Origin of the sequence: Nonomuraea sp. NPDC049655 (assembly GCF_044465465.1) — a bacterium.
In the GTDB taxonomy this organism is placed as follows: domain Bacteria; phylum Actinomycetota; class Actinomycetes; order Streptosporangiales; family Streptosporangiaceae; genus Nonomuraea.
The window spans coordinates 75,452-93,563 of record NZ_JBITLS010000001.1 but is presented as its reverse complement, the minus strand read 5'-3'; the positions used below and the strand labels follow the sequence as shown (position 1 = coordinate 93,563).

The 18,112-nt window shown below is 71.7% G+C and carries 15 protein-coding genes and 3 pseudogenes; 8 read left to right on the top strand and 10 right to left on the bottom strand.

Going from position 1 to position 18,112, the window contains the following annotated elements; genetic code table 11:
• Positions 1 to 313: 313 nt before the first annotated feature.
• Positions 314 to 466 (top strand): annotated as a pseudogene (locus ACIBQ6_RS00485) (IS481 family transposase); the annotation flags it as partial.
• Positions 446 to 646: pseudogene (locus tag ACIBQ6_RS00480) on the top strand (IS481 family transposase); the annotation flags it as partial. The pseudogenes ACIBQ6_RS00485 and ACIBQ6_RS00480, both read left to right, overlap by 21 nt.
• Here the strand turns inward: ACIBQ6_RS00480 and ACIBQ6_RS00475 are convergent.
• Positions 643 to 1,125 (bottom strand): nuclear transport factor 2 family protein, encoded by a 483-nt coding sequence (locus ACIBQ6_RS00475; protein ID WP_358295948.1) that lies wholly within the window; start codon positions 1,123 to 1,125, stop codon positions 643 to 645. The pseudogene ACIBQ6_RS00480 and the gene ACIBQ6_RS00475 sit on opposite strands and share 4 nt — an antisense overlap.
• 420 nt (positions 1,126 to 1,545) lie before the next feature.
• Positions 1,546 to 2,610 (bottom strand): threonine synthase, encoded by a 1,065-nt coding sequence (gene thrC, locus ACIBQ6_RS00470; protein WP_397209487.1) that lies wholly within the window; start codon positions 2,608 to 2,610, stop codon positions 1,546 to 1,548.
• A 55-nt stretch (positions 2,611 to 2,665) separates the two neighbouring features.
• Here thrC and ACIBQ6_RS00465 point away from each other — a divergent pair, with 55 nt between their 5' ends.
• Positions 2,666 to 3,478, top strand: a complete 813-nt coding sequence (locus ACIBQ6_RS00465; RefSeq protein WP_358295942.1) for a MurR/RpiR family transcriptional regulator — start codon at positions 2,666 to 2,668, stop codon at positions 3,476 to 3,478.
• A 4-nt stretch (positions 3,479 to 3,482) separates the two neighbouring features.
• Here ACIBQ6_RS00465 and ACIBQ6_RS00460 read toward each other — a convergent pair whose 3' ends face one another.
• A complete protein-coding gene (locus ACIBQ6_RS00460) occupies positions 3,483 to 3,788 on the bottom strand; it encodes a hypothetical protein (RefSeq protein ID WP_397209486.1) in 306 nt (101 codons plus the stop codon).
• Positions 3,789 to 4,090: 302 nt separating this feature from the next.
• Positions 4,091 to 4,834 (bottom strand): TetR/AcrR family transcriptional regulator, encoded by a 744-nt coding sequence (locus ACIBQ6_RS00455; protein WP_358295937.1) that lies wholly within the window; start codon positions 4,832 to 4,834, stop codon positions 4,091 to 4,093.
• A 127-nt stretch (positions 4,835 to 4,961) separates the two neighbouring features.
• Between ACIBQ6_RS00455 and ACIBQ6_RS00450 the strand changes: the two genes are divergently transcribed.
• The 5 genes and pseudogenes from ACIBQ6_RS00450 to ACIBQ6_RS00430 all read left to right on the top strand — a co-directional run bounded on the left by ACIBQ6_RS00450 (position 4,962) and on the right by ACIBQ6_RS00430 (position 7,883).
• Positions 4,962 to 5,525, top strand: coding sequence for a dihydrofolate reductase family protein (locus ACIBQ6_RS00450; RefSeq protein WP_192783973.1), 564 nt, complete (start codon positions 4,962 to 4,964; stop codon positions 5,523 to 5,525).
• Between the two features lie 613 nt (positions 5,526 to 6,138).
• Positions 6,139 to 6,729, top strand: coding sequence for a hypothetical protein (locus ACIBQ6_RS00445; protein ID WP_397209485.1), 591 nt, complete (start codon positions 6,139 to 6,141; stop codon positions 6,727 to 6,729).
• Positions 6,726 to 6,899, top strand: a complete 174-nt coding sequence (locus ACIBQ6_RS00440) for an SDR family oxidoreductase (protein WP_397209484.1) — start codon at positions 6,726 to 6,728, stop codon at positions 6,897 to 6,899. The genes ACIBQ6_RS00445 and ACIBQ6_RS00440 overlap by 4 nt, the downstream gene beginning before the upstream one ends.
• 31 nt (positions 6,900 to 6,930) lie before the next feature.
• Positions 6,931 to 7,094: pseudogene (locus ACIBQ6_RS00435) on the top strand (transposase); the annotation flags it as partial.
• A gap of 84 nt (positions 7,095 to 7,178) precedes the next feature.
• Entirely contained in the window at positions 7,179 to 7,883 is a 705-nt protein-coding gene (locus ACIBQ6_RS00430; protein ID WP_397209483.1) for a hypothetical protein, read from the top strand.
• A gap of 696 nt (positions 7,884 to 8,579) precedes the next feature.
• Here ACIBQ6_RS00430 and ACIBQ6_RS00425 read toward each other — a convergent pair.
• The 6 genes from ACIBQ6_RS00425 to ACIBQ6_RS00400 form a co-directional block, all read right to left on the bottom strand.
• Positions 8,580 to 10,523 carry a DUF2264 domain-containing protein gene (locus ACIBQ6_RS00425; protein ID WP_397209482.1) on the bottom strand — a complete coding sequence of 648 codons (1,944 nt, stop codon included), beginning with the start codon at positions 10,521 to 10,523 and terminating at the stop codon, positions 8,580 to 8,582.
• A gap of 3 nt (positions 10,524 to 10,526) precedes the next feature.
• Positions 10,527 to 12,884, bottom strand: a complete 2,358-nt coding sequence (locus tag ACIBQ6_RS00420; RefSeq protein WP_397209481.1) for a polysaccharide lyase 8 family protein — start codon at positions 12,882 to 12,884, stop codon at positions 10,527 to 10,529.
• Positions 12,881 to 14,266 carry a M60 family metallopeptidase gene (locus tag ACIBQ6_RS00415; protein ID WP_397209480.1) on the bottom strand — a complete coding sequence of 462 codons (1,386 nt, stop codon included), beginning with the start codon at positions 14,264 to 14,266 and terminating at the stop codon, positions 12,881 to 12,883. Before ACIBQ6_RS00415 ends, ACIBQ6_RS00420 begins: the two co-directional genes overlap by 4 nt.
• Before the next feature lie 276 nt (positions 14,267 to 14,542).
• Positions 14,543 to 15,877, bottom strand: coding sequence for a M60 family metallopeptidase (locus ACIBQ6_RS00410; protein WP_397209479.1), 1,335 nt, complete (start codon positions 15,875 to 15,877; stop codon positions 14,543 to 14,545).
• A 112-nt stretch (positions 15,878 to 15,989) separates the two neighbouring features.
• A complete protein-coding gene (locus ACIBQ6_RS00405; RefSeq protein WP_358295918.1) occupies positions 15,990 to 17,069 on the bottom strand; it encodes a LacI family DNA-binding transcriptional regulator in 1,080 nt (359 codons plus the stop codon).
• Positions 17,066 to 18,112, bottom strand: a complete 1,047-nt coding sequence (locus ACIBQ6_RS00400; RefSeq protein WP_397209478.1) for a hydroxyacid dehydrogenase — start codon at positions 18,110 to 18,112, stop codon at positions 17,066 to 17,068. The genes ACIBQ6_RS00405 and ACIBQ6_RS00400 overlap by 4 nt, the downstream gene beginning before the upstream one ends.

The window sequence follows — 18,112 nt, the reverse complement described above, 5'->3', positions numbered from 1 at the left end:
GCCTTGGCGGCGCTGCGCGCCGTGCCGATTCGGGTGATCTGCTCCGCGGTCAGGGTGTTCGCGGTGACGATCGGGCGGAGGTGCGAGGTGGAGCGGGACAGGGAGGCTTCGAGGAGAGTCTGAAGCTCCTTGAGCTCCTTGAGCTCCTTGAGCTCCTTGGGCGTTTCGCGCATTGAGGTCCTTGTCTATCCATGAGGCCCCCGGTCCGCACCCACATCGGCGCCGACCGGTGCATTGAGGATCACCCGGAAACCCGACGCCTTGTGTCATGTTTTCATCCCTGTCCTGACCCGGGACATGGTGCTGACGGGCGGAGGTGGAGGTGGTGACCGGCGTCGGCGACCACTCGCGCTTCTGTGTGATCGCCACGGCGGTGGTGCGGGCCACCGGCCGTGCTGTCTGCCTGGCCTTCGTCGAGGCGTTGCGGGGGTTCGGGGCGCCGGGCGAGGTGCTGACCGACAACGGCTCCTGCTACCGCACCCTGCTGGAGGAACGGGCCCACGCCCGGCCCTGCGCCTCAGAGATCGAACGCCGCCAAGTCCTGCCGTACTGGCTGCACACCTGCAATCACCACCGCGGTCACTCCGCACTGGCAGATGTGCCACCAGCCGGCCGCGTACTCGACCTCACGGGACAGAACGGCTAGACGTCGTCGTCCGGGCGTAGGGCGTTCAGGACCGCAGAAGTGTCCAGGTAGAACGGGTGTATCTCGGTGATGCGATCATCCTTGATCGTCATCAGCTGCATCACCGAGGTCTCCAAGGCCCGGCCGGTGGCGCGGGCGCGCAGGATGCCGCGGTTCCAGACCACGACACTGTCGCCGTCGACCACATACTTCTGCTCCAGGAACTCCAGGGACTGCCATGCCTCGCTCATGGCGGCCATGAACTGCTCGATGCCGCTCGGTCCGTGCCAGGTCCCCCCGTAGGGCAGGGAGTCCGCCTGGTACATCACGACCTCTGGGTCCAGGCACTCGGCAAGCTCACCGAAATCGGCCTTGCCGAAGCCCCCTGCGGCGATATAGGCGACTTCCGCCCGATAGAACCTCTCCAGCACTGCCAGTGAGCTCCTGCCCTCGTCGCCCCCCGAAGCCGGACCGTCATTCGTCATTGCTTCTGCCATCATGCGCTCATCATGTCCGCCCCCGACAGGATGCATCCGGCGGAAATCGGACCTGTAGGCGGCAAGCCCGCCACCGACGACCGGCCCGCACCACTGGACGCGGCGTCCTCCCTCCGGGCGGGGACATAACGCCTGCCGATGACTACATCCGCCCAGGTCACGGCCATCTGGAGGCTTCGCGTCGCGGGACGAGCTCCAACCGCCGGGAGAGGGCGAACGCATACGGCATGATCGGCCGTGCTCCTTCGTCTGGCCGTCATCGAGCACACCAGCAGACGGATCCGCGTGCCGCTCGTCCGCGACCGTTCGAAGGAGTAACGCATGAATCCCGCGCGCATCGGCGATCTCCCGGCCCCGGCGGAACAGGTAGGCGGCCAGCGGTGTGCTGCCCCGCCCAGCGCACGCGCCGGGGCGCGCCTGGGATCAGGCGGCGAGGCCGAGGGCTTGGGCCACGGCCGAGGTGGCCGAACTGGTTTCCGTCGCGGTGTAGCCGCCGCGCAGGGAGGCGTCCTGGTCTTTCAGGCCGTTGCCGCTCAGCGTGATCACGATCCGCTGGCCCGGCGCGAGGTTGCCCCGGGCGTGCTGGTCGAGGAGGCCGGCGATCCCGGCGGCCGAGGCGGGCTCGGCGAAGACGCCGTCGCGCCTCGCGACCAGCTCGTACGCCTCGAAGATCTGCGCGTCGGTCACCGCGGCGATCAGCCCGCCGGACCGGTCGCGGGCTTCGAGCGCGCCGTCCCAGGTGGCCGGGCTGCCGATGCGGATCGCGCTCGCCGCGGTCTCGGGATCGGCGACCGGCGTGCCGTGGACGAGCGGCGCGGCCCCCGCCGCCTGGAAGCCCCACATGCGCGGCGACCGGCCGGACAGTCCCTCCTGCTCGTAGGCGCGGTAGCCGCCCCAGGTGGCGGTGATGTTGCCGCCGTTCCCGACGGGCAGGCAGTGGATGTCGGGCGCGTCGCCGAGCGCGTCCACGATCTCGTAGGCGACCGTGCGCTGCCCCGCCAGGCGCAGCTCGTTGCCGACCGAGTTGACCAGCGCGATCGGGTGGTGGGCGGCGAGTTCGCGGGCGACGCGCAGGCAGTCGTCGAACGTGCCGTCGATCTCGACGATCCGCGCGCCGTAACGGACCGCCTGCCCCAGCTTGGCGAGCGCGACCCGCCCCTTCGGCACGAGCACGGCGGCCGTCAGCCCGGCGCGCGCGGCGTAGGCGGCGGCCGAGGCGCTGGTGTTGCCGGTGGAGGCGCACACGGCAAGCTCGGCGCCGGCCTCGGCGGCCCTGCTGATCGCCACGGTCATCCCACGGTCCTTGAACGACCCCGTGGGGTTGGCGCCCTCGACCTTCAGCCAGACCTCGCAGCCGGTCACCGCGGACAGGTGCGCCGAGCGCAGCAGCGGGGTGTTGCCCTCGTTGAGCGAGACGGCGGGCGTGTCGATGGTGACCGGGAGCCAGCGCCGGTAGCCGCTGTCGATCAGTCCGTTCCAGGTACTCATACCGGCGACCGTAACATTCGTTTCATTGACTCCGCCACGTGTAACATTTGTCAGCATGGATGAGGATCCGGTGACGAGCCGGCTCAGCGCGGTCTACCCCGAGCTGCCACCGGGCGAGCGGGCCGTCGTGCGGGCGCTGCTCGACGACCACCCCTTCGCCGCGCTCGGCTCGCTGCGCGCGCTCGCCGAGCGTGCCGGGGTCAGCCCGCCGACCGCCTCCCGGCTGTTCGACCGGCTCGGGTACGCGGGATTCGCCGGGTTCCAGGCGGCCGTGCGCGACGGCGTCCGCGACCGGTCGCGCCTACGCGAGTTCGTCGCCCGTCCGCCCGGCACCCAGCGGGCCGCCGAAGACCTGCGTGCCGGGCTCGACAGCACCCTCGCCGTCGTCACCGAGCCCCTGCTCGACGCCGTCGGCGACCTGCTGGCCGGAGCCGCGTCGGTCTGGGCGCTCGGCGGGCCGCTCAGCGAGCTGGCCGCCGAATACCTGATCAGGCAGCTCGCCGGCCTGCGTCCGGGGGCGCATCGGGTGCCCGACCCGGCGTCCGCGCGTGCCCGTACGCTGCTCGACCTGGGCGGTTCTGCGGCCGTGGTCGCGTACGACTTCCAGCGCTACTCCCCCGCGACGGCCCGCTTCACCGAGGCCGCGTGCGCCCGCGGGGCGCGGCTGGCGCTGATCACCGACGCCGGGGAGTCGCCGCTCGCGGCGCGGGCGGAGGTGCTGATCAGGCTGCCGCGCGAGGCCGCCGGGCCGATCGCGCCGCTCGCGCACCAGATCGCCGTCACTGAGCTGCTGCTGGTCGCCGTGGCGGCCCGCCTCGCCCCCGCCGGACGCCTGGCCGACCTCGACGCGCTCACCGAGATGTTGTGAACCGCTACGACGCGGCCAGCAGCAGCCGCGACACCTCCCGGCCTCGCGCCTCGTGGTGGAGGAGCAGCTTGGCGATCTCGCCGCGATGCCGGTCGGAGACGGGTCGACCCAGGCGATGCCGATCCCAGGATGTCGGGTGTCCAGCAGGCGGGCCGCCATGTGCCGATTCGTTCCAGGACCAGGGCCTCCAAGAACGCCTGAAGGGGTTGCGCGAGAGATCGCACCAAGCGCGGTGGATCGACTCCAGCGCTTGCTGACAGCCCTGGAGGGTGAAGCGGCTGCGGCGGACGGCGAGGTCGTTGCGCGGCATGGTTGGTCCCCGAATCCCGCGCCGCCCGGCCGGCGCGGTCCGAAGGGTCGGCGTGACGCACAGGGTCGACACGGGTTGCCTTCACGCGAGGAGGATCGACGTTCCTCTTCCGCCTTCGGTGGCACTTGGCCGGGAAGGCCACAGGCTCGGTGTCCGCGGCACCGTGAGTCCCGCTCCAGGGTTGAGGATCTCTCATCCCTGGAGCAGTTATGGCCGAACACGCCTGCCTTTACCGAGAGGTCAACAGCAAGGACCAAGCGGAGTCTGCCACTTGTGGCGTGACAGATACCCGCCCCGGGGCGTCACCGCGAAGCGTCCAATGGAGAGGATTCGTCGCCGTTGTTGTGGGCGCGTTGAGTGATGGTGCGGTCGAGGCCGTCGAGGAGGGTGAGGAGGCCGAATTCGCGGGTGGTGGTGGTTGAGTGGATGGCCACGGTGGTAGCCAGCAGCGGGAAGCGGCTGGCGTTGAGGAGTAGCAGGTCACGCATGATGGGGGCGGCGCTGCCGTCCGTCCAGGTCTGAGTGCCTTGGGTGGCGGCCGGGTGGGTGGCGCGGATGTGGTGGGACACCATCATGACCACGTCGAGTCGTTCGCGTTCGGTCAGGGGGGTGTCGGTGAGGGCGCTGAGGGCTGTTTCGGTCCATGCGGTCTCACGTGGGCCCATGACGCGGTCGCCCACGGTGACCGACGGCAGCCAGGGGTGGCGCCGCCAGGCGGTGGACAGTCCGCGGGCGTACTCCTCCAGCTTGGCCCGCCAGCCGGCCGCCCCGCTCAGGTCTGGGGGTGTGCCGACCGCCGCCTCGATCATGATGGCCATCAGCTCTGTCTTGCCGTTGACGTAGCGGTACAGGGCCATCTTGGTGAGGCCGAGCTCGGCGGCGATGCGGTGCATGGAGACCGCCTCCAGGCCCTCGGTATCGGCGACCTTGACGGCGGTGTCGGCCAGCCGGGCGAGGTCGAAGGCGGGCCTGGGGCCTCTGTTGCGCGGCCTGCGCAGGCCCCACAACAGTTCGGCCAGTGTCCTCGGATCCTCGTTGACCGCCACGTCGCCTCCCGCTTGCCATCCGCCAAAACTGTCTCTACCGTACACAGTGTTCTGGGGACACAGTTAGTCTCCGGACCCGGGCGCAGGCCGTGGCCGAGAGGCCACGCCGTGAACCAAGGAGTGGGCCATGTCCAAGTCAGTGCTCGACATGTCGATGTCCCTCGACGGGTACATCGCCGATCCCAACGACTTCCTCGGCGGCGACGACGGCGAGCGGCTGCACAAGTGGGCTGACTCGGACCAGCATCCCGGGCCGGTCAAGCAGTTCCAGGACGAATGGAACGGAGCTGGTGCGATCCTCGCGGGACGGCGGACCGCTGAGCTCATGGACCACTGGGGCGGCTCTCACGGCGGTCTGCCGATCTTCGTCCCCAGCCACCGGCCGCCGGGCCCGGCCGCCAGGTGGGGCTATCCGCTGGTGACCTACGTGAACGACGGGATCGAAAGCGCGATGGCGCAGGCGAAGGCCGCCGCCGGGGAACGGGACGTCCAGATTCGTGGTGGCGCGTACACGGTGCAGCAGGCCCTTCAGGCCGGGGTGCTGGATGAAGTGCAGATCCACCACATCCCAGTACTCCTGGGCGCAGGGCGCCGGCTGTTCGACGTCCTGCCGTCGGAGATCGAGTTGGAGATCATTCAGGTGATCGACACCCCAGAGGCCACCCACATCCGCTACCGCGTCCGCCGCTGAGCCGATCGTTCTCCTACCGGCAGTACGCCAACGCGTCAACGAGATCGCCGCCCTCGCCGAGCAGGCCGCAGGCGAGCGCCGGCAGCAGCTCACCGACGAACTCCTCGCCCCGTGGCACGTCCTCGCCGAGGCTCTGCTCAACCGCTACGAATCCGCCATGAGCGAGCACGCTGGACGCCTCGGTAGCCCCGCCCAGGCCGAGGCCCGCCTGAGGAGCGCACTGCGGAGTCACTGACCTGGGAGAACCCGTAATCGCCGAATTCCGTTCCAATCTCTCTGCCCCCCGAAGCCTCCCTGATCGCGGGGTGAAGGAGCCGATCCTTGTATGGTGCCGTCGCCGAGCGGCAGTTTCGCGTGCTGAGGCCCCCACTCGTGTCATTCCGATGGCGCACTGTTCCTTCAGTCCGGAGGGCCGCTCTCGACGCTCCATGAGCGCAGGCGCCTCGAGGAACCCATGGGCTCGTCCGTAGTTTCAGACCGACGCCCATCCGTCAGAGCCACCGACAGGTGCGCGTCTGCATCCGCGCAAGGCTCTGACGCTGGGGGCTTCTTGCCTGCTTGCCTCTACGAGATTAGGTTCACACGGAATGGACCTGCCTCTACTGTGAATGAGGTGGGCGAGGATGTGAACGAGGCGCTTGGTGTGTTGGCGCTCCTCGGGGGTGTGCTGCTGCTTGTCCTGCTGGTGTCCGGTGACTCCGAAGCCAAGCCGGCCGATGACGCAGTCGATCCGGCCGTGAAGCGACGGCGGTGGGAAGTGCGGGTCCAGGGGGCACGCCGCCTCCTGGAGGTCTGCCTCAACAACGCCGCCCACGGGGAGAAGCACTACCAGGAGGCTGAGAGGCGCCTTGCCACTCCTGGTTCGGAGAGCCTCGCGGCCATGGAGATCGAAAAGGCCTGCATCTACAGGCACTGGCGGGCGCTGCTGCACTTGGCGGTGATCCGCGCCATGGAGATGAAGCCCAAAGAGGCGATATATGCGTTCGACAAGGCCGTCCTGATGGTGAATCCTGCGGGGATCGAGCCCGATGACTTCCGGCCCAAGATGGTAGGGATGGCTCTGGTCTGGCTGGAGGTCCGCCCGGGCCTGGCCAAGGTGTGGGAGGACTCTGTAGGCCGGAGACATCCTGGCCTGTCCGGCTCGCAGCTGCGCGCCAAAGCCGTCGAAGAGATCATCGAGACGATCCCGCCCTTGAAACCATGACGCCCTCGCAGGGCTGCCACAGGCCGGGCGGGTTCTTGCCGCTGCCCGGGGCCGCCCACTACGCCGCGTCCAAGGCCGTCCTCGAACAACTCCCCCGCAGCTGGGCGCTGGAACTGGCCGGCGACGGCATCCGCGTCAACGCCCCGGCCCCACCGAGAGCCAGGCTCTGACGCCGCCGGCCTGCCCGACACCGTCGTCAAGAACCGCGGCGTCGGCGGTGCGCTGATGGTGGTTGCGACGGGCTCAAGGGCCTTCCGCAGGCCATCGAGACCGTCTGGCCGCGAACGGTGGTCCAAACATGCGTGGTGCACTTGTTGCGCGCCTCGTTCCCGTATGCCGCCCACCAGCACTGGGACGCCGTCGCAGTGTTCCGGCCTGACAGATGGCACTTGATCATCTTGGCGTATCGCCCAATAATGATCGTTTTCCCGCGTGTTCGGAGAGCGACCATGGAGACCCCGACCGCGGGTGGCAAGGACGCGCAGCGTCGCCGTTCAGTACTGACCGGAGCCACGCTGCTCGCGCTGGGTATCGCTGCGGGCGTCGCCCTGAGCACGGCGGGTCTTGTGCCTGCGGTGCTCTGCCCCAAGCTGGCCGCGCCCACCTCCTCACCCAGCGGCTCACCCCAACCAGCGACCAGTGAGGCGCGCCTGAGCCTGCCCGCCGTTCGTGGCGCCACGGCAATCACGCTTCCTGATCAGCTTGAGGGCATGACGCTGCGTCACATGTTCGACGACACCGTCGAGGACGGCTTCGCCGTCTTCCTCCAGGGCCTGAGGAAGAGAGGCCACGCGGTCAGCAAATCCGTCAGCGGCCTCTACCTTCTCCCCCGCCCCTCGTCCGGACAGCCTCCGCTCACCTCCCCGGTAAGCCTCTTGGCAGCCGAATCCAAGGATTTGAACCCGGACGCGATCTTCAAAGAGTGGTTGATGCCGTCGTTCGGCAAGACCGCCAGGAAGTCGGAGACGCTGAACCCTTGGCCCTACGAGGGACAGACGATGTGCTGGCTCACCACGACGTACTTCTGCGCCCGAGCCGACCGGACATCATTCGGCGTGGTCTCCTTCAACGCGACGGCACTAATGACCACGCGAGCCCATGAGCACTTCGCCGCGATCCGAGCCGCCATCGAGCGACCGGTGCATCCGCAGTGAGCCAGTGAACTACAGCGATCAAAGGCAGACCGCGGTCCGAACCCCGGTCGCCTCACCATACGAACGCGTTCGCCGTACTGCGGTTGCTCTCCGTGGGCCTCGAGGAAGGACACTCCTGCGTCGCCAGATCACCGTCCTCGAACGTCGGCTCGGCGCTGACACCGACGCATCCCCCCGAAGCGCCTGCTCACCCTCGGATGACCATCCCCGCTGGTGCTTCCGAGGGCGCAGCCGTCACCACTGATCGGCGAACGTACCGGAACTCGCCAGGCAGCCGATCACCAACAGCAACCACGCAAGCACCGCGGCACAACCATCGTGCCTGCCGGCAGGCGCCTCAGCCCGAGCTCTGCATGATCACGCAGCCATGCGAAACCAGGTCTGTCCCCACATGGTCCCCGGGAGAACGCGGAATGGCCGTTCCCGATCTCTTGAGAACGGCCTTTGACCTGCGATTTCTGGCACGCCATTCGTCGGCCTGCAGGTCGCGCGGGCGTGAACAGGGCGTGTGGTCCCCAGCGGGTCCCCAGTCCCCATCCGCTCGTACGAGACAGACAGTCATCGACGCCCGCGATCACAGGCGCCGATCCCGACCCTGTTGGGAGTGATCTTGTCAAGACAAGCCGGCCTTCCCACCGGAGGGCTAGCGGATGTTCCCCGCTCCGGCGTGGCCTCCGGTGGCCGCGCCGACCGCGTTCAGGAGCTTCTGGATCTGGCACTGGGGCCCGGGTCAGGAGACCGTGTCAAGGTCGTGGACGTGCCGTCGGGGAAGCCGATGACGACCTCGCGGGCGGAGACGTCCACGGTGACCGCGTCGCGGAGGGCGGCCGGGTGCACGGCGTCGCCGGAGAGCACGACCAGCGAGACGTGCAGGCCGGGCTCGTCGGCGTGCAGGCACGGGACGGCAGAGTGCGGGCCGAACGCGTTGGACTCGACCTCGCGCTCGACGCTCGCCCGCCGCCAGCCGTACAGGGCGACGATGGCGGAGGTGAGGCCGTCCGCGCGGCGCGCCATCGCCCATCCGCGCCCGGTCGCCACGGTCGGCGGCACGTCCCCGGCCACGGCGAACCCACCTTCACGCACGCCGCCCTCACCGCTGCCCTCGCCGCCGCCCTCACCGCCGCCCTCACCGCCGCCCTCGCCGCCGCCCTCACCGCCGCCCTCGCCGCCGGCGATCTCGTGGACGCGGAGCTCCCAGGGGCCGCGGACGACCGAGGTGCTGGTGACGAGCGCGCCGCCCGCGGTCCGATGGGAGGAGGAGGCGGTGGCGTCCGCGCACGTCAGCGGCGTGATCGCGGTACGGCGCGAGGGGGTGCCGCCGGGCGCGACCAGCGCGAGGTGGTTGTCGAGATCGCGGGCCCAGGCGTGCTCGGCTGCCTCGGGGGCGGTGCGGGTGGAGTAGGCGAGCTTGGCGTAGTGCGGGTCGTCGGGCGGCGCGCCGTGGTCGCTGCCGTGGTTGAGCAGGCGGACGATCCCGTCGTGCCGGGTGCCGTGCAGGAGCAGCCCGGCGGCGGGGACGGCCGCGACGACGTCGTGCTCGTCGATGGGCAGCGGCTGCTCGCGCTCGGTCCACACCGGGTGGTCCGGCGGCAGCAGCAGCCCGAGGAACCCCTTCGACGCCCAGTACGGCGACGCGGGCCCCGAGTACGCCTGCGTCACCGGCAGGAACGGCTCGTACCAGCCGAGGGAGAGCAGCCCGTCGGGGCCCGGCACGCCGCGCTCGGCGAAGTGGCGGACCACGGAGGAGGCGAGCTTCCTGGTCTGGCCCGGCGCGAGCGGGGTGGCGCCGGTGAGCGCGCCCAGCCAGACGGGCGCGAGGGCGGCGAAACGGTAGGTGAGCGAGCGGCCGTGATGGACGGGCGCGCCGTCCGCACCGAAGAAATGCTGATATGTCGTGAGGAATTCGTGCAGGCGGCTCGTGTACACGCCGGCCCGCTCCGCGTCGCCCGACATGCGCGTCCACAGCAGCGGGTACAGGTGCAGCGCCCAGCCGCAGTAGTAGTCGAAGTTGCGCGAGCCGCCGTCGGTGTACCAGCCGTCGCCGGCGTACCAGTCCTCGATGCGTTCAAGGCCGCGGTCGATCTCCCGCTGCTCGTACGGCCCGCCCACCGACTTCAGGAACTCCTCCGTCACCGTCTGGAACAACATCCAGTTGTTGTCCCAGGTGCGCTTGCCGACGAAGCCGCCGAGCCAGTGGGCGACCCGGTCCCGTACGCCGTCGTCGAGCCGGTCCCACAGCCACGGCCGGGTCTCGTGCAGCGCGACCGCGATCGAGGCGGCCTCCACCATCTGCTGCGAGCAGTCGGTCAGCTCGGGCCACGCCTCGCCGCTGCCGGGGTCGGTGCCCGCCGCGAGGCCCCTGGCGTACCGCTCGGCGAGGTCGGGGACGTCGCCCGCCGCGCCCGCGAGGCGGAACGCGGCGAGCAGGAACGTGCGCGCGAACCCCTCCAGCCCGTCGAGCGCCACGCCCGACCAGCTCGCCCGGCCCGGAAGCCGGATCTGCGCGAAACCTGGGGAGGCGTACGGCGTCACCGCCCCGAGCAGCCGGTCGGCGAGAGCCTCCCAGTGCGCGCGGGTCCAGCCGGTGCGCGAGGAGAGCACGCGGTCGGTCGGCGGCAGCGACAGGTACGGAGGGATCAACGTTCAGCCTTTCTTGCCGACGGCGAGCACGGCGGTGTGGGACCGGCCGCGGGAGCCGGCCAGATCGACGGTGACGGAGGGCCGCTCGCCCGTCGTGACCGAGACGGTGTCGTCGGCCCTGACCAGGGCGTGCGCGGGATGGGGAAGCACGAGCGTCACCGCCGCCACGGTACGCCCCGGGTCGGAGACCGCCACGGTCGTCCGTCCCGCCGCCCGCCGGACCAGGACCGCGCAGGGAGCCGAGGCCGACACCCCGCCCGCCTCCCCCGCCGCCCAGAACGTGGCCGCGAACAGCTCGCCGCCGCCCGCCGAGCGGCCGTGCGCGCGCACCGCCTGCGCGGTCGCGGTGTTGGCCAGGATCTCGACGCGGTCGAAGTCGCGCGTCCGGTCGGGTGTGGCGCCCGGGAGCAGGACCCAGGCGTAGTCCGCGCCGGACGGGCTGATCCCGTGGTCGAGCCAGAGGGTGGTGTAGTCGCAGGTCACGGTGGCGTCCGTGCCCTGCGTGCTCGCGCCGTCGTTGATCGACCGCCAGGTGTCGGCACGGCGCTCGGTGAGCGAGCGCGGCCGGTGGCCGGAGGGGAAGACGTACCCGGCGACGCCTTCGAGGTGCGCCCAGCCGTCGCCGGTGGTGAGCGGGGCGGAGGTGCGCCGGTTCTCCACGACCGTCTCGATCACGCGGCCGTCGGCGCTGGTGATCCCGGCGCCGAGACAGACGACGGCGTCGTCGAGGCACACCCAGGTCTTGCGGGCGGTGAGCGTGGTCCCTACGGCCATCAGGTCGAGCGCGGCGACGCCGTACCCGTCCGCGGTGGCGCCGCCCGCCCAGGCGTTCTTCGGGCGGAACGTGCCGGTGCCGCCGGAGGAGACGGCCGGGTCGCGCGGGCGGGTGTCGACGGTGGTCCCGGCGAGCCGGTGGGAGTCGACCGTGGGCCAGTAGCCGTCGCTGTAGTGGCCGGCGTCGAGGTGGAGGTACGTCGCGCCGTCGCCCTGGTACCAGGCCCGGTAGTTCTCGCCGTTGCCGCACTCGTACAGGGCGATCCGCCTCGACGACAGGCTGATCGCGTACGACCAGCCGGGGCGGCGGTGCACGACGCGGTCCATGTCGGCGAACACGTGGTGGCCGCTCGGCCGGGGCGCGGCGGCGACCGCGTCGTCGGCGAGCACGGCGACGGCCCTCGCGGTGGCCGCGACGTCCGCGCCCTCCAGGAACCGGCCGCGCGCGATCCACCCCTTGGCCAGCCCGCGGAACCGCGTCGCGTACGGCTCCCCCGCGCCGGCCGCCAGGCGCAGGATCGCGTCCACGGTGTCGCGGCCCGAGTCGTGGTCCCGGTTGAACTGCCGCGACACCGCCCGCCCGCGCACACTGTCCATCATCAGTCCGTCGTGGATCCACGGCGCGTACGTGCGCTCCACCGCGTCCAGCACGACCCGCACCGCCGGGTCGTCCACCTGCCAGGCGCTCCCGCCGAGCAGGCCGAGGATCGCGCTCACCGACTGGAGCAGGACGACGCCGTACGAGCCGGTGTAGGCCACGACGTCGTGCTGGACGAACGAGCCGTCCTCGTAGTAGCCGTCGCCGGAGGTGACGTAGCCGAACAGGGTGTGCTTGCCGGCGTCGCGCCGGTCGGACAGGCCGTCGCGGGCGAGCGCGATCTTGTCCGAGCTCTCGCCGACGATGCCGCGCAGGGCCACGATGAGCGCCTTGTCCGCCCGGTTCGCGCCGGTCTCGGCGAAGTTCGTGAGGTTCGTCCGGCGGTCGGGGTTCGGGCAGAAGCGGTCCACGGCGCGGATCCAGGCTGCCCGCCGTCCCGCGTCGACGGCGTCGTGCATGAGCACGCAGGTGTCCATCAACGCGCGCGGGGCGCCGATCTCCCAGTGCCACCAGTTGCCGGTCTCGCGCTTGCCCTCGTTGTAGGCGCGCTCGTAGAGGAAGTCGAGGCCGCCGATGATCTGCGTGGCCAGGGTCTCGTCGGCGTACAGGGCCGAGCCGCGGCTCGCCCAGGCGGTGGCGAGCGCGCGCAGGCGCTGGTGGCTGGTCGCGATGTCGCCGGACACGCCGGTCAGCGGGAGGTCCGGCCACAGGTGCGTACGTCCGGGAGCCAGGTTCATCGACGTCCGGTACGCCGAGGCGGCCGCGTCCAGGCGGGCCAGCGGCGCGGCGAAGGCCGGGTCGCGGGGGTCGAGGTCGCCGCCCGTGATCAGCTCGGCCGCCTTGGCCCGGAGCCCGGCGAAGTCGGCGGGACCCGCCGGTACGTCCGCCCCCGAGGCCGCTGTGCGGCGGATGGTTCCGGCCCCGGCCGGGGTCGCGGTGAGCAGGGGCGCGGCGGCGACGGCGCCGAGGAAGGCGCGGCGGCTGGTCATCGCTCGCTCAGCCGGGTCAGGTCGGCGTCCGGCGCGGGCAGGCCGAGCGCGGCCAGTTCGGCGTACCCGCTCTCCGGGATCGGGAACGCCCACGCGCGCAGGAACCCGGAGAGGTCGCGTCCGGCGACGCGGCTGAAGTACAGGGCCATCAGCGTGAAGCGCCGCGCCGAGTCCCCCGAGGACGACGGCGGCGTCTCCTCCCTGATCAGCCGGTGCACCCTGGGGTGGAAGTCGTCGCCGAACCCGAGTTCGAGCTGCCGGAACGGCACCAGCTTCTCGAACGCCCCGAGCCCGGCGTAGTCGGCGACCGGCAGCTTGGCGAGCGCCGTCTCGTAGGCGTTGTTGGTCACCAGGTTGGACGGCATGCCGAAGTGCCGCTGCACGGCCAGGCTGTAGATGTTGACCGTGACCTCGGTGAGCTCGCCCGGCCGCCAGGCCATCTGCTGGTGCTGGTGGCCGAGCTCGTGGTAGACGCCCCAGCCGGTGGTCCGCACCTTGTCGGGCAGGAGCAGGCGGGTCGTGGCGTACGCGTCGTAGTAGGCGGTGTAGGCGTGGGTGGCGTACGCGGTGGACTTGGGGCCGTATTCGGGGCGTACGTTGACCAGGTGCCGGCCGAGCGGGGTCGGGGCGTGCAGCGGGGCGGAGCCGTCCAGGCCGGAGATCGCCGCCTCGACGTCCTCGACCTGCTCCAGCAGGGTCATGAGCTGGGCGTGGTCCTGGTCGCGCACCTGGAGGAAGGTCTCGCGCCGGACGGTCACGATCATCTGCGGCGAGACCAGCTCGACGAAGGGCGCCTGGGTGAACGCGTCCACCTGCGCCTGGAACTCGGCCTCCGTGGTGCCCTCGGGCGCGAACACGGGCGCGGCGAAGGCCGGGCGGCCCTGCCACGCCGCCCGTGTCGCCGGCGCCGGGTCGCCGCAGCCGCTGCTCGGCGCCAGCACGTACGTCGGCACCGGGACGCCCTCCGGCCCGAACCGCACGACCGCGTTCGCCCTGCGGTCACCGGTGAACGACAGATACACCATGCCGCCGCCCGCGTCGGTGACCGTGTTGACGCCCTCGGTGAGCGGGTGGGCGCGCGGGTACCGGTAGGCGGTGTCGGGGTTGGTGTCGGGGGCGCCGACGTGCAGGGTGGGCCGGGGGCCGTCGGGGGCGCGTACCTCAAGGGTGAGGGGGCGTCCGGGCGGCAGGTACAGGCCGGTCGGCACGAACTCGGTCGTACGGTAGACGGTCTGCATGCGCAGCCGTTCCGCCTCCGCCGCCGGCCGCCCCCGCAGCACCACGGCCCTGCGCGCTCCGGGCACCGCGACCCGCCGCACCTCGGCGGCCGCGACCCGGGGGGCGCCCGACAACGCCACACCCCCGGCCGCGGCCAACCCCACGACCACCCTCCTGCGAGAAAGCCCCCCATCGGGGAACGGGCCGGAAGCCCGCCCGGGGGCCGCCGGGGCAGGACGGGCGGACGTGCCATCGGGGGTCGCCGGGGCGAGGCGAGCGGGCGTCCCGTCGAGGGACGCAGCGACGGGACCGGCGCAGGCCCGGTCAAGGGGCGCCGGGGCAGGGCGAGCGGAACCCCCGTCGAAGGACGGCGAGGCGGGACGGGCGGAGGTCCCGTCAGGGGGTGTGGGGGTGGGGCGGGCAGGGGGCATGGGGGGCTCCTAGTCGGTGAGCGTCGAGGGGTCGGCGGCGGGGGCCGGGAGGCCGAGGGCGGCGACCCGGGCCAGGTACTCGGCGGTCAGCGGCGCGCCCCAGCGGGTCCAGAAGCCCGACAGGTCGGCCCCCGCGATCCGCGAGGTGTAGATCGCGAGGTTGCCCCACCGCTTGGCGGACTCGGTGTAGTCGGAGGCCGGGCGTTCCTCGCGGACCAGCTGGTGCAGGCGCGGGTGGAAGTCCTCGCCGAAGGCCAGTTCGAGCTGCCGGAACGGCACGAGCTTCTCGTACGCCCCCAGCTTCCGGAAGTCGGCCGCGGGCAGCTTGGCCAGCGCGCTCTGGTACGGCGTGAGCCCCGTCCTGGCGTCGGGCCTGGTGAGGTTGGACGGCTGCGCCAGCGTGCGCTGCGCGGCCAGCGCGTAGACGTTGACCGTCACCTCGGTCAGGTCCTCCGGCTTGTAGGCCATCTGCTGGTGCTGGTGCCCGAGCTCGTGGTAGACGCCCCAGCCCCGGGTGCGCAGCCCGTCCACGGCGATGAGCCGGTCGAGGTAGGTGCGCGGGTAGGCGGTCCAGCCATGGGTGGCGTACGCGCCGGCGCCCGTGGGCATGCGCGGGGCCTCGACGAGGTGGAAGGGCAGCGGGGAACGTTCGGCGGCGGACAGGCCGGAGATCGCGGCGTGCGAGGCGGTGATCGTCTCCAGGAGCCGGAGCAGTTCCCCGTGGTCCTGGTCGCGCCAGGCGAGCATGCCGTCGCGGGTGATCGTGACGATGGCGTGCGGCGAGACCAGCTCGGCCTGCGGTGCGGCGGTCAGCGTGTCGAGCTGGGACTGGAACTCGGCCTCGGTGCTCTCCCCCAGCGTGAACGTCGGCACGCGCACCCCGCCCGACAGGAACTTGACCCTGGCGCGCTGTCCGTCACCGGTCAGCGCCAGGTAGACGAGCCCGCCGCCGGGGTCGGTCACGGTGGTGACGCCCTCGGTGAGCCGGTAGGCGCGCGGGTTCTTGTACGCGACGTCGGCGTGGGTGTCGGGTGCGCCGACGTACAGGGTGGGCAGCACCCCGTCGGGGGCGGTCACCTCGACGGCCATCGGGGTGCCGGCGGGCAGGTGGACGCGGGTGGGGTGGAACTCGGTGGTCCTGAGCGCCTGCTGGAGCCGGAGGCGTTCGCCCTCGGCCGCGGGCCTGGCCCTGAGTGTCACGGTGTGCCGCGCCTCCTGGCCGGCCGTGCGCGCCAGGACCGGGCGCGCCAGGGCCGGGCGGGAGCCGAGCAGGGCCGCGCCCGTCACCGCTCCGGCCGCGCCGATGGAGGTGCCGAGGAAGGTTCTGCGTGTGAGGGGGGTCATGGCAGGGATTGTGTAAGCGCTTACTATGCCGGTCAAGGGCTTACTAGATCTTTCTGCGGCTTTCTATCCCTGCTCCACGCGGCAATCCGGAGCCATGATCAGTAAGCGCTTCCTACGGCAGCGGCGCGACCGAGGCCCTGACCACGATGCTCGTGCCGACCTTGGCCATCGTCTGCACGGGCGAGAGGTAGTCGTCGTCGTCCCCGACGTCGAGGCCGAGGCGTACGGCCTGGCGGCCCAGCTCCTCCAGCGGGATGCGCACGGTCGTCAGCTGCGGCCGCAGCTCCTGCGCGATCGGCACGTCGTCGTAGCCCACCACCGAGACCGCCTCCGGCACCGGCACGCCCGCGAGCTCCAGCCCCTGCATCGCGCCCGCCGCGACCGTGTCGTTGGCGCAGAACAGCGCCGTGAAGTCGAGCTTGTCGGCCAGCAGCGCGCGGATCCTGTCGTAGCCGAACCTGCGGTTGAGCTGCCCGAGGTGGATCAGCCCCTTGTCGTAGGGCAGGCCGCGGAAGGCGAGCGCGCGCCGGTGCCCGGCGAGCCGCGCGACGGTCGTGGACAGGCTCGGCGGCCCGCCCAGGAAGACGATCTTCCGGTGCCCCTGCGTGATGAGGTGGTCCGTGATCGCGAAGGCGCCGCCCTCGTTGTCGTACTCGACGACCCGGGTCGGCACGTCGTCGCCGAGCGACGGCCGGCCGCACAGCACCAGCGTGGAGCCGCTGGCGTGCAGCGCGCGGGCCCGGCGGGCGACCTGGGCGGCGTAGGCGCGGTCCTCGTAGGCGCCGCCGACCAGGATGACGGCGTCGGCCCGCTGCTCGTGCAGCAGGTCGATGAGCGCGAGCTCCTTCTCGTGGCTGCCGTGGGTGCAGCAGACCATGCACAGGCGGCCGTGCCTGGTGGCCTCGCGCTCGACGCCCCGGGCGATATAGGCGTAGAAGGGGTCGATCACGTCGTTGATGATGATCCCGACGGTCCTGTTGGTGGCTCCGGCCAGGGCGCGGGCGTGGGCGTTGGCGACGTAGCCCAGCTCGGCGATGGCCCGCTCGACCCGCTGGCGCGTGACCGCCGAGACCGGGTAGTTGCCGTTGATCACCCGGGACACGGTCGCGCTGGAGACGCCCGCGCGTTTCGCCACGTCGGCCATCGTCGCCAGGCTCGGCTCGGTCACCGGCACCTCCTCGCTGTCGATCATGCCATTCGGTCGAGCTCGCCGCGATCGATCTCGTGCAGCAGCGGCAGCCCGGCGGCGTAACGGGCGATCTCCCCGAGCGTGGACTCGGCCAGCCTGCCGAGCTCGTTGCCCTGCGCGCCCGCCAGATGGGGGGTCACGAACGCGTTGGGCAGGTCGAACAGCGGATGGCCGGCCGGGAGCGGCTCGGGGTCGCTGACGTCAAGTATCGCGTCGAGCCGGCCGCTGCGTACCTCCTTGACCAGCGCGTCGGTGTCGACCAGGCCGCCGCGGGCGGTGTTGACGACGACGGCGCCGTCGCGGAGCATCGACAGCCGCCTGGCGTCGAGCATGCGGCGGGTCTCGCGGGTCTCGGGGGCGTGCAGGCTGACCACGTGCGACCGCCTGACCAGGGTGTCGAGGTCGACGGCCGTGCCGCCGAGCTCGGCGATCCCGGCGGGGTCGGCGTACGGGTCGTAGACCAGCACGTCGGCGTCGAGGCCGCCGAGCAGCCCCATGACGCGCCGGCCGATCCTGGACAGCCCGACCAGGCCGACCGTGACGCCGCGGGTGCCGAGCCAGGGCAGGCCGGAGAAGTCGCGCCGGGTGCCGCGCTCCCGGTAGCGGCGGGCCAGGGTGAAGGCCCGCTTGGCGCCGAAGACGATGGCGGCGAAGGTGAACTCGGCGACGGGCACCGCGTTGGCGTCGGCCGCGCTGCAGACCCGGACGCCGCGTTCGAGGACGGCCGGGTCGAGGAAGGTCTTGACCGTGCCCGCCGCGTGCGCGACGAGGCGCAGGCCGGGGGCGCGATCGAGCAGCCCGGCGTCGATCTTCGGGCAGCCCCAGCCGGTCACCAGGACCTCGGCCCCGGCCAGCGCGCGCAGGGCGTCCGGCGAGCTGACCTCGTGCAGCACCTGGTCGTGGAGCTCGGTCAGCTCACCGAGGCGGCGCAGGGCCTCGTGCCCGAACACCTCCTCGCGCACCCCAGGCGCCATCGCCAGCACGGCGCGCGGTCTCGGCCGGGTGTGCGGAGGTCTCACCGGCGCCTCTTGTCTGCCCACGTCCAT